Source organism: Rubinisphaera margarita (assembly GCF_022267515.1).
Taxonomy (GTDB): domain Bacteria; phylum Planctomycetota; class Planctomycetia; order Planctomycetales; family Planctomycetaceae; genus Rubinisphaera; species Rubinisphaera margarita.
Map to the genome: position 1 here is coordinate 248687 of NZ_JAKFGB010000005.1, position 17496 is coordinate 266182.

The window sequence follows — 17496 nt, forward strand, 5'->3', positions numbered from 1 at the left end:
GAAATGCGTCGTCGCGTTGTCGTAACTGGATGTGGAGTGGTGTCCTCACTCGGCTGTGAAGTCGCCGAGTTCTGGGACAAGATTTGTGCTGGAAAGAGCGGCATCGGACCGATTGAACGGTTCGACTGCTCTGAGTACAAAGTCACCTTCGGTGGGGAAGTCCGCCACTTCAAGCCTGAAGAGCATATGCCGCTCGATTCCAAAGAGCAGCGACGAATGGATCGATTCGTCCTGTTCGGACTCGTGGCGTCGCATAAGGCGATCACGGCATCCGGCATGGATTTCGAGCAGGGCGATCCGTACCGCCACGGTGTTCTCATCGGGAGCGGGATCGGTGGCCTGAACGAGATCGAAGACCAGCACGACACGCTGTATAACAAAGGGCCTTCCCGCGTTTCGCCGTTTATGATTCCCAAGCTGATGGTCAACGCCGCCAGCGGGAACGTGTCGGTGAACTGGAAGCTGAAGGGCCCGAACTCGGCTGTGGCCACCGCCTGTGCCTCAGCCACCAACGCCATCGGCGATGCGTACCGACTGATTCAGTACGGCGAAGCCGATGTGATGGTCACCGGCGGCAGCGAAGCCGCCATGACTCCCATGGGGTTGTCCGGCTTCGCCCGCATGAACGCTCTCTCCAAGCGGAACGACGATCCGGAACGGGCCAGCCGCCCGTTTGATACCGATCGCGATGGCTTCGTCCTCGCCGAAGGAGCCGGGGTCGTTATTCTCGAAGAACTCGAGCATGCGAAAGCCCGTGGCGCCAAGATCTATGCCGAGCTCGTTGGTTACGGCATGTCGGCCGACGGTTCCCACATGACTGCTCCTGATCCGGAAGGACGAGGAGCTGGTTACGCCATGAAGAAAGCTCTGATGGATGCCGATCTGTCTCCGGACAAGATCGACTACATCAACGCCCACGGCACCAGTACGCCGCTCGGCGATAAGGCCGAAACGACGGCCATCAAAACGATCTTCGGTGATCACGCCTACAAACTCGCCGTGTCGAGCACGAAGAGTCAACTGGGCCATCTGCTGGGAGCGTCCGGCGGTGTTGAGTTCGTGATCTGCTCGCTGGCCATGCAGGAACAGATTGCTCCTCCGACGATCAACCTGGAGAATCCGGACCCGGCCTGCGATCTCGATTACATTCCGAACGAAGCCCGGTCGATGAAGATGGACTACATTCTGACCAACAGCTTCGGCTTCGGCGGTCACAACGCCTGCCTCGTCCTCAAGAAGTACGACGAGTAAGGCAGACCAGCGATCGAATACAGGAACGGGCCCCACGAGGCCCGTTTTTTATTGCGCTGAATCGAAACGGGGTGCCATGCCCACGCTCGCGTAGGCATGAGTTACGGGGCTAACGAAAGAAACTTCGTATGGATCTTCGATCGATACCGGTCTCACACTTGGAATCACTGCCGATTCGTGGACTCGGGGCAGTCGTCCTCAGAGCAGCTATCCGCGTACGTTCACTCATCGAAGAAAGTGATGCGTCGGTCGCAGTCTCGATCGACATGGGGATCAGGGAGTGTTGCGGCCGATTGAATGACCCGGCTTCCGGGCCAAATCTGGACGAGTTGTCCGAAACGCTCTACCTGATGGCGAGCGGCAGAGCCGCGAAGTATCGCGCTGTCAAATCCCCGGATCTCCACGCAGTCACCTACGCGGCGGCCGCCTTTCATTCCGCCGTCGACTGCATAGCCGACCTCGACCACGATGCCCAGTCCGCCCTGTCGAGTGCAATGATGGTCATTCGATCCACCGCCAAAATTGGCGACAGCAATCTCGATCGAGCCGTGAGTGATGACCTCCGCCTCCTGGAGTCGTTGCGGGCAAACGAAAGCACCGACGAAGAGATTCTCGTCGCGTTTGAACTCAGCCTATAACCAAGCCCCGGCGAATCACATCGGGTGCCATGCCCACGCTTGCGTGGGCATGCTGACGCGACAATAGAGTATAATTTCCGTTCTTCACCTGTTGGATGCGGTCATCGTTTCAGGGAGTTATCCTGTTTGAACCTTCACGTGGAGCGGTTGTCTTGGGGTAAGTACCCGAAGGGGAAGTCTCAATGAATATGTGCTTCGCTCTAAAACGCTTGGCGGTGATGATAAGCCAAGGCGTTAATCCCTGGAAAATCGGTATCGCCGGCCTCGCACTCCCATCGGACTTTTCTTACCACTTACCAGCAAGGACTTATCTCCGGGCTTACGGGGGATTCAAGGTCAACAAGGGGTGGTGGCGTGTTGAAATGGCCCCTGGTGCTTGTAGGGATTACTTTCCAGAGTTAACCAATGTGAATGCGATTCTGATGGCAGAGTTTGCTCCAATCGGACTTTGTACGTGGGCAAATGAATCAGTCATCGTCGTAGCTGCGGATGGGGTGGCTTGGAATTTTTGTCCCGAAGATGGTTTTGCTGAGTTGTGGCCGATCTGCCTCGAACCTCAATCTCTGTTGAACTTCCTGTTGCGGGGAGAAGTTGAACAACATGTCGTCGAAGAGTTTGTTGGAAAGAAAGCCTTTCCCGTTAGTGTAATACTACATCGCTAGCACCCCGGGTGGATTACTTGGCCGATTCGAGGCAGGTCAGTTTGTTGCCGGTGCGGACGAGAATTTTGTCATCGACGGCGATCGCGGCGTAGAGCGTGGGGCCGGCGAAGCGGTTCGGGGCTTCGCCTTCGGCTGCTGGCTCGGCTTCCGGTTTGCTGATCAGCTCGACCGTCTGCACGAGTTCCGGCTTCTCGCCCAGCTTGAAGACTTCCAGCGTGCCCGACTTGCCGAAGAGCAGCAGATGATTCTCTGTCAGCAGCGGCGTTGCCCAGACGCTGCCGGCGGTTCGCTCGGCAATCTGCTGTTCACCCGAGTTGACATCGAGACCGAAGAGAATGCCGGTCTTGTTCACGAAGAAGGTCGTCGACTCATTGGCGACCGGGGTGCCGAAAGAGCTGGTCGCTTTCTTCGCCCGCCAGACGAAATCCGCAGCCCAGCTGCCGTCGTCCTGCTTCGTGATGGCGATGACGCCGTTCGAGTCCGCCGCACGGCCTTCATCGCCGTCTCCCTGTCCGGTCGTTGCTCCGATAAGGAAGCGGCCGTCCTTCAACGGGAAGGGCGTCGGCGTTGAGTTGCCGGAAATGCCGGTTAACTCCCACAGTTGTTTTCCGGTCGCCGGATCGTAGCCGGCGATCTTTCCGATTCCGCTCAGCAGCAGTTGATCTTCGCCGGCAACCTTCATCAGTCGTGGACTCGCCCAGCTGGTCACGCCGAGGCCAGCCGATTTCCAGGCCACATCCCCGGAACTCTTGTTGAGTGCCAGAATGTAGGGCTCGGTCTGTCCCTCCACCCAGATGAAAACGTTCTCGGCGTTCTGTTCGAGCGAGGAACTGAGTCCGTGACGGGCATCGATGGCACCGTATTCGGCAACAAGGTCCTTCTGCCACTGCAGGTTTCCCTCGTGCGAATAACTGGCGACGAGTCCGCCTTCGAAGAAGACAACGACTTGGTTGTCATCGACAACGGGAGTCGGGGCGGCCTTGCTGATGTAGAAGGTCGATTCTGCCGGCGTCGGATTGGCCAGCGACTGCTGCCACAGCTGTTGACCGTCTTTCAGGGCATAGGCGGTGGTCAGGCAGTTCTCTTTGTTCGGACCATCGACAGTCGTGACAAAGACACGATCGTTCCAGACGACTGGACTCGACTGGCCGTAGCCTGTCAGTTCGATCGTCCAGGTGGTCTTCGGTGCGGTTGACCAGTTCCAGCTTGCGTCGATTTGAACCTGCTGACGATTCTGAAATGCGGTCCAGTTGTCAGCGGCGGTAAGAGAAGTGGCGACACAGAGCAGGCCGAGTAGAGAGACGGCAATTCGCGGAGTTTTCATCACGGGAAGATCCATCAGTCAGAAAGTTGTGGACAGAAAAAACTCGACCCGGAAACTGGGATCCGGATCGAGCTGGCATCAACGGATGGTGATCGCAGAGTGCCCTGCAGGTTAGTTCTTCGAGAGGGCGTTCAGGTCGAACTCGTCGATCTGGTCGAACTTGCCGACCGACATGTTGGCGCCGCCGAGAAGAATCAGCTTACTGTCGACCGGAACCATCCGGTGGAAGAAGCGGGCGTTCTCGAAGTTGCCGACGACATCGAACGACTTGCCATCTTCGGAAAGAACCTGCAGATTGCCATCGTAGGTCGAGACATACAGGCGACCTTCGGCTGCAAATGCAGAGGTTCCGAAGCCGGTCATCGAGTGGCCGACCAGGTGCGGCCCTTCCGTCCAGGTCTGGGATTTCGGATCGTAAATCGAAACCGAGGTGGTTGGCTTTCCGCTCGACTGCATTCCGCCAATGGCGTAAACCTTGCCGTTGTAGACGGCGACCGAGAGAGCCCGTTTTTCGAACGGCGGTGACGGCAGCTGCTTCCATTCGGCGTTTTTGTCGTTCAGGTCGAACGTCCAGGCGGTTTTGTGCCATTCGTTCTCGCCTTCGCCTTCAAGGGACCAGCCGCCGATGACGTAGATTTTGCCATCGAGGACGGCGGCATCAAACGAAGAGCGTGGTTCCGGCAGTGCGGGCAGATCGGTCCACTTGCCCGTGGCGGGATCAAAACTGGCAAACGAATCCTGCGACCACAGGTCGTGATCTTCGCCTTCTTTGTTCTTCGCGGTGAACCCGCCGATGCGATAGAGTTTGCCATCGTGGGCGACCATGGCCAGTCCCTGCAGGTGCGGGCCTTTTGCCAGCGATTTCCATTCCGAGCGGCCATCCAGGTTCAACGCCCAGAGCGTATTGGCCTGTCCGTCGGTCGAGTAACTGTGAGCGCCGCCCATGTGGCCGCCATAGACGTAGAGCACGCCATCACTCGCCGCCGCTCCGAAACTGGTCACCGTTTCCGGAATGCTGGCGTAGGGCGTGTTGACAGGAAGCTTCTGATATCCGATTTCGGGGAAGGTCACTGTGGTGTAGTGCCGAGCTTCGTCGTATTTCTTGCCATCGTGCTCACCGGCTCCCGGCTGCACATACTTCACACGAACAGCGTGAACGGTTTGCTCGCTGATGTCGACCCGAGCTTTCCCGTTTTCATCGGTCTTCTGCGGATCCATCTCGGCCAGATCGTGGACGAAGTAAACCTCGGCTCCTTCCACCGGCTTGCCCTCGTAGCTGACTTCGACCGTCAGTTCGGCTTCTTCAACACTCGGAACGACGGTCAGGGCGACGATGTCATTCAGGCCTTTTGCACGATTCCAGGCCCAGGACTTCAATGAAGGCCCTGTGACACTGTAGTAGTGGATCAGAAAGCTCGTGTCGCCTCGGTCCATGACGCCGAGTTCGTGATTGAGCGCGAAGATCGACTCGGCCTGATCGGCTTCGATCTGATAGGCGAGCTGGTTTTCGGCGTCGGTCTTCTCGAGTTGAACCGGATCGTCTTTCCCGGCCAGGCGATAGACGCTGGCATCGGCGACGTACTTCAGGAGGGCGGGATCGTCGTCGGTCGGGGCTTCTGCGAAGTAGCATTGAACGACCGGTTTGTCGGACTGGCGTCCGGTGACATCCAGCCAGGGAAAGTGAGCCATGGCGGCAGCCGGCCATGCGGCGGCGAGCAGAGCCGCGATCACCGTGCGAGTGAGAGTCTTCTTCATTAGGGAGAACTTTCTCAGTGAAGGAGGGAAAAACGGAGTCGCCTCAATGTGTATTATTGAGGAGCGAGCTTGAATTCATAGTAGTTATCTGTTTCTGAAGGCGTCACGTCCGCCTCCAGATCCGAGCTTTCGGGATCCTGATAGACCTTCGGGATCTCCACGAGAATTGGAGAATACGCCGCGGTTCGCTTTCCTTTGCGTTCGGCTTCAAAAGCTTCGAGTTCCATCGCGGCCGGAACAATCGCGATCCGGTTTCTGCCGACAGCCGGGCCGTTCTCTGCACCAATACTGAAGGTGCCGCGAGAGATGAAACCGCGGGCTTTCACGACGGGCTCCCGGTCTTCACTCATGAAAATGATATGAGCCGATTCGACCGGGCTGCCGTCAATCGAGATGTATCCTGAAACCGCGCCGCGTTCTGCTGTCGTCGACTCGATTCCGCAGCCCGGGAAGAGCGTGAGGAGTCCGATCAGCGTGAGGCGGGAAAGCCTCCGGCGTAACGCGATCGTCTGCATGATTCGTCCTTTCTTTGAAGGTGATCAAAAACAGATCCGGGAACTGTGGGAGTCCGGACGGGCCAGACTGAGCAGGGGGATGCAAAGCCGGGCCCGTCCGGAAGGTGCGTTCCGAGAATGGTCGCGATTAGAATTCGCCGATCACTTCGCCATCGGCGATCGCGGCGAGATTGTCGAGCGTTTCGGCGCTGATGCTGTCGCCGATGAACCGAACCGAGCCGTCGGCCAGAGTGAACTGAGCTCCGCCGTCGTGATCGCTTCGCCAGGTTCCGGCTCCGTTGGCATAGGTGTGGACGTTGAAGTCTCCGCCGGTGTCACCGAGTCCGACACCCGGATAACCCGGAGCCCAGCGATGGGCTCCGTGGCGAATTTCCCCCGCGCGAGCCGGACAGCTGAAGGCACTCCAGAGGTAATCCTTCAACTGATAGTTGAACTCGCCGATCATAATGCTGTTCGAGGTTCCGTCGGTCACATCGCGGAACCGGCGGCACTTCGGTGCCGCGTAGCCGGTGTAGCCTGAGAACATTCCATCTTCGGCGGAACTGGTCGTTCCGAGAGATCCGCCGTAACTGCCGGGAGCACCCGGTTCGTTGCAGCTCAGATCTGGAACAGCACGTGGCAGGGTCATGGTCGGGCAGAGATAGATGGCGATCTGATGATTGATCGCATCCAGATTCGACGGATCGGTGTAATACTCGTCGAAGTTGTACAGGTCCTGCAGGCCGGCCTGCTCGATGTTCGGGAGGATGGCGACGAACGGGCCGTAGAACTGAGGGTTCATCCCCATCGGAAAACAGCTGTAGACGTCGTGGTAGTTGTGCATCGCCAGGCCGATCTGCTTCAGGTTGTTCTTGCAGCTCGATCGACGGGCGGCTTCGCGGGCCTGCTGGACGGCGGGGAGCAGAAGGGCGACCAGAATCGCAATGATGGCGATCACCACCAGCAGCTCAATCAAAGTGAAAGCGCGACGCAGGGAGGGAGACGAAAGTCTCATAGCGTGTCCTTGAAAAAGTGGCGTTCAAAAACGGCGAGGCGACTCGACATCGAGTCAGGCCCCGGGCTCTTCCAGGGAAGAAGCCGAATTTGAGCTGGCTGCTTTCTCAAGTGGCTGGCTGATTGAGTCAATTCCGTGCGGCAGTTGTGTTGAAATTGAGACTCAGTCTCAATATAGTAGCGGCCGTCAAACGGCCTAGCAAGCGTCACGGCAGCAATTTTCCGCCAGCCAGTCGTTGTGAGTAATTCTCTCCCCCGACCCCTATGTCACTGGCAAAAAATCTATGGAAGACCAGACCCCACCTCCGAAGACGCAGACGGCTTCGTCTGCTCCTCCCACCTCGATTGTGATTCCCTTCGCGCAGCTCTCGCAGGGATCTCGAGAAGTGATCATTGAGCATGAAGGACAGGTGTATCGGTTGCGGCTGACCCGCAATGGAAAGCTGATCCTCAACAAGTAGTTCAGGATCCGGAAGCCGGATTACTCTGCAGAAGAATGGCCAGATCGACGGCCTGTACCAGGCTGTTCACCTCGGCAATGCCCTGCCAGGCGATGTCGAATGCGGTCCCGTGATCGACGGACGTCCGGACGATCGGGAGTCCGAGGGTGACATTCACAGCGTCGTCGAACGAAAGGGCTTTCAAGGGAATCAGCCCCTGGTCGTGATACATGCAGATGTAGGCGTCGGTCTGTTCGCGTTTTCGTGGAACGAACGCGGTATCGGGCGGGAGTGGTCCGGTGATCTCGAACCTGCGTTCGCGAGCCCAGTCGATCGCAGGTTGAATGATCCGTTCTTCTTCCTGCTGCCCGAACAGGCCATGTTCGCCGGCGTGCGGATTGAGACCGCAAACGGTTAGTCGTGGTGCCCGGCCTCGCATCCGCTGCATCGCATCGTGAGTCAGTTGAATCGTTTCGCAAATCCGTTCCGTTGTGAGTTCCTCGATGACATCGCGATAGCCGATGTGCGTCGTCACCAGACTGCAGGTGATTTCCGGACTGGTGAGCATCATCACGATCGGCTCGGCCTGCGTTTTCTCGGCGAGGATTTCGGTATGGCCGGGGTAATGGTATCCCGCCGCGTGCAGAGCCTCCTTGTGCAGTGGCCCCGTAACAACTGCAGACGTGAAGCCTTGCAGACAGGCATCGATCGCCCGATCCAGATAATGGAAAGCGGCCCGACCAGCCGCCGCTGAAACTTCTCCCGGAGGAATCTCCGCAGTCTCGGGAAGCGTCAGATCAATTACCGCAGGGCCGGAATCAAGCTGCTCCCCGTTCTGCAATTCTGCCCAGCTGAGAATCGGGGCACTCAGTTGAAACTGTGGCCCGCGCTCCCGTGTTAACCGATCACTGACACGTCTCAGCAGAGCGGGATCTCCGAACATCAGAGGCTGGCAGCGGAGAGCAACATCTTCACGATTCAGCAGTTGCAAACAGAGCTCCGGACCAATCCCCGCTGGATCTCCCATCGTGATCGCCAGGCGTGGAACAGGTTTGACGTCGATGTTCTGATCAGAAGGAGGCATTCAACGGGCCAGTCGAGCGAGTTGTGCGGGATTTCGTGTTGGTGCTCATTATAACGGTCGCGCAGTTCCCGGAGATGCTGGTTCAGGCTTTTCCCGATTTCTCGGCGGGACCGGGTCACCGGTTGTGCCAGCGATGAACGACTGGCCGATTCCTCATTATGTCGGCACAGGAAGACGACAGAATTCTGCTCGAATCGAATTCTCTCAGTATCTGCTGAGATGGTGCCAGGGACGTTGGCTCACGAAAGGGAGACCGCGAATGGAATGGCCCCTTTGCGGGAGCGCAAAGGCGATGCTCGTTCCATTGCAGACTTAACGCATCCAGACGGGCCATGAAACAACCTCATTATCTCGAGAACTGGCTACGCAGTGCCTGCCGGCAACTGGTTGAGCCCGGCGTCCAGCTGGAGTTCGTTGCGGACGTCGCTGAAACGGACGCGGCAAAGAGTCAGCCGCGTTTGACCGGAGAAGTCGCCTGGCAGCGGGAGTTCCGGCTGGGAGCTGCCCGTCAGGGGGCTTTGCGAATTCGAGTCGATCATTCGGTTGCTCTCCAGGAGAGCTTTCTAACGCTCTGTCATTTTGGCGAACATCTCGCTCATGTTGCCGAGGAGCAGTCCGAACGACATCCGGTCGAGTTGATGCGGCTCGACGCTGAGCACGGCAATTCGAGAGCTGCGGAACAGCCGGGACAGGAACTCATCGACCGGACGCTCTCCTCGATCGTGGAAATGAGCGGGTATCGAGGAGCCGCGTGCTTCCTGCTTGACGGCAGCGGGCGGCAGTTGAGTCTGAAGTCCTATCGGCATCAATCACTCGAGCCGATCCTACGTGCCGAGCGACTGCTTGAAGAATCTCCCTTTGATCTTCAGGCTTTCAGCACCGGAACCACGCCCTGTCGCCGCGACGACCCTGTGGCCCGGGAATGGCTGCCCGCCAATGTGGATACGGGGCTCTGTCTGCCGTTGAAAGTTCGCACCGGAGCTGTGGGGACGGTCTGGGTTTACGACAGACGCCGCCGTGGTCTTCACGATCGGGATTATCATCTGATTCAGTCTCTGGTTTCGCAGCTCGGCAAATCGCTGGAAGAACAACTGCTGCAAATTCAGTCGTCGACTCATCGTCGGCTCAAAGCAGAGTTGCGTCTCGCGGCGTCGACACAACCAACCGGTCACCTTCATTACGCGAATCCCGACGTCGGCCTCGAAGCCTACGGCTGCTGTCTGAGTCGATACGAACTCGGTGGTGATCTGTGTGAGATCTGTCCTCTCCCGGGCGACCGGCTTTTTGTAGCCGTGGGGGATGCTTCGGGAAACAGCCTCCCGGCTGCCATGGTCATGACAGCCGTCCGCGGGGCGCTGTACGCGCTGCTTCAGCGATTCCAGTCTCAGCCAGAGGTCGAGTTCGCACCGGCTCAATTTGTTGGGGAACTCAATGGAATGCTCGCCCGCCTGACCGAAGCCAACCAGTTCATGAGTTTCATCTGCGGAATCATCGATCCCGGTCAGCGGACATTCACCTACTGCAACGCCGGCCATCCACAGCCGATCCATCTGAGTGAGGGACGTCTGGAGTATCTCCACTCGAGTGGGCTCCTGATGGGCATCGATGGAGACGTGATCTACTCGCAGAATCAAGTGACGTTGAATTCCGACGACGTGCTCGTCATCTATTCCGATGGAGTCAGCGAAGCTCTGAACGAATCGAACCGGCTCTTTCGGCAGGACGGAATTGCGGAAGCGGCTCTGTCTTCAGAGTCTCAGTCGGCGCGGGGAATCTTCGAGGCAATCTGGTCCGGGATGCACACTCATCTCGATCGCGATCACAGCAGCGATGATGCGACGACCCTGGTCATCAAACTGTAATCGCCGGGTGAGGGACTTCCTTAAAGCCCGGGCGATCGCGAGGTCCGTTCGCTTTGCAGCTTATTCCCACTCGTCCATCATGTATTCGACTTCGACATCACTCTCGGACTCTTCATCCGAGAACGGTTCGTCGAGCGTCTCTGACGCGGTCGCTGTCGATGAGGAATCTGAGCCGTTGGCTGAAGCCGCGACTGATTCCGCCGGAGCGTAGCCGACCTTCCGAGCTGTGGGGACGATGGCCTTCACGAGCGTTGGGGCGAGCAGGCGATTGATCTTGCCGATGAACATGTCCTTCGAGAACGAAGACTTAATGACATAGTCGTCGGTGCCTGCCTGGATCGCGGCCAGAACCGTCTCTTTTGTGGCGTCGCCGGTCAGCATCACGAACTTTGTGCCGTGGAAGACCGGATTTTTGCGGAACTCTTTCAGCGTCGTCACACCATCCCAGCCGGGCATTTGATGATCGAGAATGACCAGATCCGGCCGATGCCCGATCGCTTTCTCAAGCCCGCTCTTCCCGTTGCTGGCAACAGCAATCAGGTAGTCTTTTCTCAGCAGCGAGACGACAAGGCTGCGAAACATCGGGTCGTCTTCGATGACGAGTATCCGTGACCGTCCTTGCATGGTGTCTTCTCCGCCGAATTCAGCGACAATTTCAGTATGAGCGAAGACCGCATTTGCGGCCGTAACAGGTCGTTCCGGTCCCTGGGGAAACCGGACAGACTCAGGATAGTATCGGCAAGGCTTCAGGCAGCAGTACCACCAAAGTACGAGCGTATTGAACGATTTTCCGAGTTTTTAACCCTGGGGGGGCACGTTGTAAGGGTTTCGCCTGACGCGACCGTGTTTTACGACGAACAAATTGCCCGCTCCTCCGGGAATCACCTGGTTCCTCAATCACGTAACCAGATCCACTGCAGGCCTTTGCAACAATCCTGTTCAGATCACGCAGGATGTCCAAGTGTTCCTCGGAAAGTTGAGGTCGTTCTGAATTGATCGCCGTCATTAGAGTTCCCGCTAACTATGCACCATTCGTTTTTGTCTCTTGTAGAGAGTAGTTTGCGACGGCATCGGGTGCGGCGTTCTGCGGCGATTCACCGACACTTTCTCCCCTTTCAGCGGCCCAAGTCAGCAGAATTGGCACAACCGGCCCCTCTGCATTTTTTCCGGATAAGGGTCCCGGGGAGGCTCAAGATCGGCGGCCTGTTCGGCGAGGAATCCATCCGGAGTCCGGAGTCGCGCGAGCCGGTTTTGCTTCGCTCCGTAACTTGTTGCAGGAAAAGAAGATGGAGTCGCGTCTGCCGGGCTCCTTCGTTTGCTGAACTGGCTCGAATTCGTTAAACTTTCAAGACGATCGGGATCAACCGCCGAGGGCGCTGGGAACCGTGGTCTCCGCTCTCTTCCAACCGGGCTCCGATCGGCGAGTTTTGTGATCAGGCGAATAGTACCTTCAGGAGTTTTCCTTTGGCTAACGGAATTGACGACGGCAACGACCTCCCTTCGCGACCTGCAGTTCCGGGGGACGATCGGATCCGCCAGCTCGACATTCAGGACGAAATGCGGAACAGCTACCTGACGTACGCGATGAGCGTCATCATCAGTCGGGCACTGCCGGATGTTCGCGATGGGTTGAAGCCGTCTCAGCGTCGAATCCTGGTCGCCATGAATGACCTGAATCTGGGGCCTGCGAGCAGTCGAACAAAGTGCTCAAAGATCACTGGGGAAACGATGGGTAACTACCATCCCCACGGTGACCAGGCGATTTATCCGACGCTCGTTCGCTTGGCCCAGGACTGGGTGATGCGGGAGACGCTGGTGGATAAACAGGGGAACTTCGGCTCACTGGCCGGACTTCCCCCTGCTGCTCACCGATACACGGAAGCTCGGCTGTCGAACGTCGCCGCCGACATGCTGGCCGATATCAATCGCGAAACCGTCGACTATGTGCCGACTTACGATCAGGTTCGCGTCGAACCGACCGTTCTTCCTTCCCGATTTCCGAACCTGCTGGTCAACGGATCCAGCGGAATTGCCGTGGGGATGGCGACCAGCATTCCGCCTCACAACCTCCGGGAAGTCTCAGAAGCCGTCAAGCTGATCATCGACGAACCGGATTGCACCGTCGACGAGATCATTCAGATTCTGCCTGGTCCGGACTTTCCGACCGGCGGTGTGATCTGCGGCCGCTATGGGATTCGTCAGGGGTATCTCACCGGTCGCTCGACCATCACACTCCGTGCCCGCACGCACTTCGAGACCGAAAAGCAGTCCGATGTGATCGTCGTCACCGAGATTCCCTACATGGAAACACGCGACCGCATTCGAGAGAAACTCGAAGCGCTGGTGAAAGACGAACGGGTGAAGGGGATCTCCCGTGTTGTCGACCTGACCGACCGTAAAGTGCCCAGCTGGCAGGTTCGGCTGCACATCGTGTTGAAGCGGGAAGCTGATAAGGAAGTCGTGCTCGCCCAACTCTTCAAGTACTCGCCGCTGCAGTCGACGATCAGCGTGATTCTGCTGGCTCTGGCGGGAAATCGGCCGCAAATGCTGTCGATCAAAGACATGCTGCTGGAATTCATTCGGCACCGCGTGGTTGTCATTCGCCGTCGTACCGAATTCCTCCTGGCGGAGGCTCGGAAGCGGAAGCACACCGTGGAAGGTCTGCTGATCGCTCAGCTCGATATCGATCAGGTGATCAACACGATTCGCCAGTCGCCGTCTCGAGCCGAAGCGAAGAACAGACTGCGTGAGATCAAGGTTCCGGGTGAGATGATTGCCAGGGCTCTGGGAGATCGTGGCTTCCAGGACTTCGTCCGCGAGCATGGCGAGCAGACCGATTATTCGCTCTCGCTCAATCAGACCGAAGCCATCGTTTCGATGCAGCTGGGTTCGCTGGCGAATCTTGAGCGGGAGAAACTCAGTGAGGAGCACAACACTCTTCTCGATGAAATCACCGAGTGCCTGCATTTGCTTTCCGATGAAGCCCATATCCGTGCCGCGGTGCGGGAAGAGATGGAAGAGCTGCAGAAGAAGTATCCCAGCAAGCGACGGACTGAGATCAGCGATGAAGAGCTGACGGACGTCGATCGTGACAACCTCATCGCGGAAGCTCCGATGGTCGTCACGCTGTCCCGACGCGGGTACATCAAACGGACGGAGCTCTCCGCATATCGGGCTCAGCATCGTGGAGGGAAGGGAATCACCGGAGCAAAGCAGGACGACGAAGATCCAATCCAGCACGTCTTCGTGGCCAGCACGCACTCCTATCTCCTGTTCTTCACGAATCTAGGGAAAGTGTACTGGCAGAAGGTGTACGATCTTCCGCTTCAGAACCGCACCGCGAAGGGGCGGGCGCTGGTGAATCTGCTTTCGCTGGCCGAGGGAGAATATGTGGCGAACTGCGTCGACGTCCGCGAGTTCGACGACGAGCGGTTCCTGCTCATGGCAACGCGAAAAGGGATTGTGAAGAAGACTGCCCTCTCCGCTTATTCCCGTCCGCTGCGTGGTGGTCTGATCGCTATCAAGCTCGACGAAGACGATCGACTGATCGAAGTCGTCAAAGTTTCGCCGGACGACGACATCATTCTCTCCACCGCTCAGGGCATGTCGATTCGTTTTCATCACCAGGATGCCCGGGCCATGGGCCGCAATACTCGCGGCGTGAAGGGGATCAATCTTGGCAAAGGCGATCACGTGATCGGCATGGTTGTCGCCGACGAATCGCAGGCTCTGCTCACGGCCTGCGAGAATGGCTACGGAAAACGGACGCTGTTCGGGCCGGCCGAGGTGGCGGAAGCTGAAGAGGTGGACGAAGTCGATGAAAGCGCCGATGTCGTGGTGGTCGAAGAGGGCGATGAAGCCTCCAAGCCGGAATTGCGTGGCAACATGCGTTATCGCCGACAGCGCCGCGGCGGTAAGGGGTTGCGGGACATCCGCACCACCGAGCGGAATGGAGAAGCCATCGGGATTCTGGCTGTCGACGACGATGACGACGTTCTGATCATCAGCACCGGAGGCAAGATTCAGCGGATTCGAGCCGCCGATATCAGCCTGGTCGGCCGCAACACGCAGGGCGTCCGCATCATGCGATTGTCTGAAGGCGATCAGCTGGCTGCTCTGGCCCGGATTCCCGCTGTAATCGCCGCCAGTATCGCCGCCGAGGAAGCAGAAGAAGAGGCCGCCGCCGCCGCAGCAGCAGCAGGTGTTGCTGAGTCCGCCGCTCCATCAGAAGAAGCGGGTGGCGAAGCCCCGGCGACCGAAGCGACCGCTGAAGGCGATACCGAGCCGACATCCGATGAACAGGAATAAGATTCATCTTTAAATCGCTAAAAGAAAAACCCCGGAGAGTGATCTCCGGGGTTTCTGTCTTTCGCACGGTGCGTGATCAGAACTCGCCGACGACCTGACCATCTTTCCGGTCGGCCAGTCGCTCGTAAGTACTGTCGACTGTGTTCGTGTTATCGGCTTCGTTGTCGATGTTCTCGCTCAGGAAGCGAACCGAACCATCGAGCAGCAGAAACTGAGCTCCGCCGCTGTGGAGACTGCTGAACGTGATCGCGCACTGGTTCTGATTCTGTGCCATCGCCGCGGTGTTTGAGCCGTCGCCAAACACATCGACGAAGTTGATGCCACCCCCGGTCACACCGAGCACGGCCACCGCCTGAGCATCGTTCTGATCGACGTTCATCCGGTTTCCGTTCGAAGCGGCCCAGATGGCCGCACGACAGCGGGCCTTGTTACCGAACTGCGGGTTGTTGAGTTCCCATGCCCGCTCACCAATGGCAATCGTGTTCGACGTTCCGTCGGTCACATCCCGCATACGAACTTTGCTGTTGCGGCGGAACAGCCCGCTCCGGTCGGCATTGGCATCCGGAGACCGAGGGGTCGTCTTTGCACCCGACGTGCCGATGTCGGCGTCATCCGGGCCGAGCATGCCGACGTAGTTTGAGATCGTTCGATTTCCGCGGCGGTTGTTGAGGTCCGGAGCCGCATCGGAAGGACAGCGATAGGTGTCGATCATTGATGTTCTCAACAGCTGGTTAGCCCCGGCGAAGTCGTCCGCATCCGTACTGCCATCGGAGATTTCGAGAGCGTCGTAGAGTGAGCCCTGTTCGATGAAGGGAAGGATGTAAGCTCCCCAGGCCCACTTCACCTGATTACCGGAAAGCGTGTTGGCTGGGGGTGTTCCTGGACCTTGTCCCAGAACGTAACCCGGCGGGAAGACACGGTGGGTGTCGTGATAGTTATGAAGCGCCAGGCCGATCTGCTTGAGGTTGTTCTTGCAGGAGCTGCGGCGGGCGGCTTCGCGAGCCTGCTGCACGGCTGGAAGCAGCAAGGCAACCAGAATGGCGATGATCGCGATGACCACCAGGAGTTCGATGAGGGTGAAGGCGTAACGCTGCCTGGGATGAGCCATGGGAATTCCTTTCGACGTCGGAGCAATGAAGGTCGCGCATTCGGGGCAATAAAGGGTGACCAAGGCACAAACGAATGCGGTCGCGACGGGGGGGTGTCGCTCGACCTTAGTACATCTGGATGCAGGATTCAAGATCGCTTATTCGAATGGAGAACGATTCGCAGTTGCCTGACAAGGACTCTCAATCGAGGTCTCGAGAGGCAAACAGAACGTCGGCTCCCTGATGTGGAGCGGATCATTCTCCGAGGCCAGCGTACAAACGTCTTTCGACCGGAAGCGATCTGGAGCAAATTCAAAATCCGACAGCTGGCGCTTGCAGGAGCAAACTCTTAGCGGCAGTGATTGCAGCCCGCGAGACTGCAGGAGAGAAGCACGAAAACGCTCTAGAAGTCTCCGACAACCTGACCATCCGACCGATGGGACAGACGTTCGAAGGTACTGTCGACGGTGTTCGTGGTGTCGGGCAGGTTGTGAATGTTCTCGCTCAGGAAGTGAACCGAGCCATCGAGGAACAGGAACTGGGCTCCGCCGGAATGCCGACTGCTGAAAGCGATGGCACACTGATTCTGGTCCTGTGACTGAATCGCGGTGTTCGCTCCGTCGCCGAAAACATCGACAACGTTGATTCCGCCGCCAGTTGTTCCCAGAACCGCAGCCGCCTCGGCGTCGTTCTGATCGACGTTCATCCTGTTCCCGTTCGAAGCCGCCCAGATCGCTGCGCGACAACGAGCTTTGTTCCCGAACTCTGGATTATGCAATTCCCAGGCCCGCTCGCCGATCGCGATGGTGTTGGAGGTCCCATCCGTCACATCCCGCATCTGTGTTCTGCTGTTGGCGCGAAAGATGCCACCCCGGTCACTGAATGCATCCGGCGCTCGGGGCGTCACCATCGTTCCCGTCGGACCGATATCGCCATCGTCCGGACCATACATACCGACGTAATTAGAAAGCGTACGGCTGGCCCGTGATGTATTCAGGTCCGGAGCCGTATCCGACGGGCAGCGGTACGTCTCGACAGAAGACGTTCTGAGTAACTGATTGGCGCCAGCGAAATCATCGACGTCAGTCCGTGCGTCCGCAATTTCGAGAGCGTCGTACAGCGAGCCCTTCTCGACGAAGGGCAGAATATGAGCTCCCCAGGCCCACTTCCCCTGATCGACGAGCGGCGCATTCGCCGGCGGAGTGCCGGGACCACGCCCCAGAACGTAACCAGGAGGAAAGACGCCGTGCGTGTCGTGATAGTTGTGAAGCGCCAGGCCGATCTGCTTGAGGTTGTTCTTGCACGAACTCCGCCGAGCCGCCTCGCGCGCCTGCTGAACCGCAGGGAGCAGCAGCGCGACCAGGACTGCGATGATCGCAATGACGACCAGCAGTTCAATCAGGGTGAACGCAGGGCGGTGCCCGCGGGGCCGCTTGGATAGTCTCATGGTTTTGGAGGCTGATTTCAGCCGTCGCTGAGAGGGATGGCGAGTGTACGGATTCTCGGCCGGGCTCGGAGGCTCGTCGACCTTAGTTCATCTCGAAATCTGGTTCAAGACGATTGTGGAGCGCGGCCT

Annotated in this window: 14 protein-coding genes; 6 read left to right on the forward strand and 8 right to left on the reverse strand. The window is 58.1% G+C overall.

What is annotated here, in order from left to right:
- Positions 1-3: 3 nt before the first annotated feature.
- The 3 genes from fabF to L1A08_RS01990 all read left to right on the forward strand — a co-directional run bounded on the left by fabF (position 4) and on the right by L1A08_RS01990 (position 2551).
- Positions 4-1251, forward strand: coding sequence for a beta-ketoacyl-ACP synthase II (fabF, locus tag L1A08_RS01980; protein WP_238753621.1), 1248 nt, complete (start codon positions 4-6; stop codon positions 1249-1251).
- Between the two features lie 128 nt (positions 1252-1379).
- The gene (locus L1A08_RS01985; protein WP_238753624.1) at positions 1380-1889 is read left to right on the forward strand and encodes a hypothetical protein; all 510 of its coding nucleotides are present in this window, start codon (positions 1380-1382) and stop codon (positions 1887-1889) included.
- Positions 1890-2071: 182 nt separating this feature from the next.
- Entirely contained in the window at positions 2072-2551 is a 480-nt protein-coding gene (locus L1A08_RS01990) for a hypothetical protein (RefSeq protein WP_238753625.1), read from the forward strand.
- Between the two features lie 13 nt (positions 2552-2564).
- On the opposite strand, the gene L1A08_RS01995 is transcribed toward L1A08_RS01990, so the two are convergent.
- The 4 genes from L1A08_RS01995 to L1A08_RS02010 form a co-directional block, all read right to left on the reverse strand.
- Positions 2565-3875 (reverse strand): PQQ-binding-like beta-propeller repeat protein, encoded by a 1311-nt coding sequence (locus tag L1A08_RS01995; RefSeq protein WP_238753626.1) that lies wholly within the window; start codon positions 3873-3875, stop codon positions 2565-2567.
- A 111-nt stretch (positions 3876-3986) separates the two neighbouring features.
- On the reverse strand, positions 3987-5630 hold the full coding sequence (locus tag L1A08_RS02000) for a Kelch repeat-containing protein (RefSeq protein ID WP_238753627.1): 1644 nt from the start codon (positions 5628-5630) through the stop codon (positions 3987-3989).
- Between the two features lie 53 nt (positions 5631-5683).
- Positions 5684-6145: a hypothetical protein gene (locus L1A08_RS02005; protein ID WP_238753628.1), complete on the reverse strand. Its 462-nt coding sequence runs from the start codon at positions 6143-6145 to the stop codon at positions 5684-5686.
- Positions 6146-6272: 127 nt separating this feature from the next.
- Complete coding sequence (locus L1A08_RS02010; protein ID WP_238753629.1) at positions 6273-7139, reverse strand: DUF1559 domain-containing protein; 867 nt, start codon at positions 7137-7139, stop codon at positions 6273-6275.
- Between the two features lie 283 nt (positions 7140-7422).
- Between L1A08_RS02010 and hemP the strand changes: the two genes are divergently transcribed.
- Positions 7423-7599: a hemin uptake protein HemP gene (hemP, locus tag L1A08_RS02015; protein WP_238753630.1), complete on the forward strand. Its 177-nt coding sequence runs from the start codon at positions 7423-7425 to the stop codon at positions 7597-7599.
- A 1-nt stretch (position 7600) separates the two neighbouring features.
- On the opposite strand, the gene pdxA is transcribed toward hemP, so the two are convergent.
- Entirely contained in the window at positions 7601-8662 is a 1062-nt protein-coding gene (pdxA, locus tag L1A08_RS02020) for a 4-hydroxythreonine-4-phosphate dehydrogenase PdxA (protein WP_238753631.1), read from the reverse strand.
- Positions 8663-8994: 332 nt separating this feature from the next.
- Between pdxA and L1A08_RS02025 the strand changes: the two genes are divergently transcribed.
- The gene (locus L1A08_RS02025; protein ID WP_238753632.1) at positions 8995-10524 is read left to right on the forward strand and encodes a PP2C family protein-serine/threonine phosphatase; all 1530 of its coding nucleotides are present in this window, start codon (positions 8995-8997) and stop codon (positions 10522-10524) included.
- 60 nt (positions 10525-10584) lie between these two features.
- On the opposite strand, the gene L1A08_RS02030 is transcribed toward L1A08_RS02025, so the two are convergent.
- Positions 10585-11148: a response regulator gene (locus tag L1A08_RS02030; protein ID WP_238753633.1), complete on the reverse strand. Its 564-nt coding sequence runs from the start codon at positions 11146-11148 to the stop codon at positions 10585-10587.
- A gap of 840 nt (positions 11149-11988) precedes the next feature.
- On the opposite strand from L1A08_RS02030, the gene gyrA reads away from it, so the two are divergent.
- Entirely contained in the window at positions 11989-14832 is a 2844-nt protein-coding gene (gyrA, locus tag L1A08_RS02035) for a DNA gyrase subunit A (RefSeq protein ID WP_238753634.1), read from the forward strand.
- Between the two features lie 76 nt (positions 14833-14908).
- Here the strand turns inward: gyrA and L1A08_RS02040 are convergent, their stop codons facing one another.
- Together L1A08_RS02040 and L1A08_RS02045 are read right to left on the reverse strand one after the other, a co-directional pair.
- The gene (locus L1A08_RS02040; RefSeq protein ID WP_238753635.1) at positions 14909-15940 is read right to left on the reverse strand and encodes a DUF1559 domain-containing protein; all 1032 of its coding nucleotides are present in this window, start codon (positions 15938-15940) and stop codon (positions 14909-14911) included.
- A 383-nt stretch (positions 15941-16323) separates the two neighbouring features.
- Entirely contained in the window at positions 16324-17367 is a 1044-nt protein-coding gene (locus L1A08_RS02045; RefSeq protein ID WP_238753636.1) for a DUF1559 domain-containing protein, read from the reverse strand.
- Between the last annotated feature and the right edge of the window lie 129 nt (positions 17368-17496).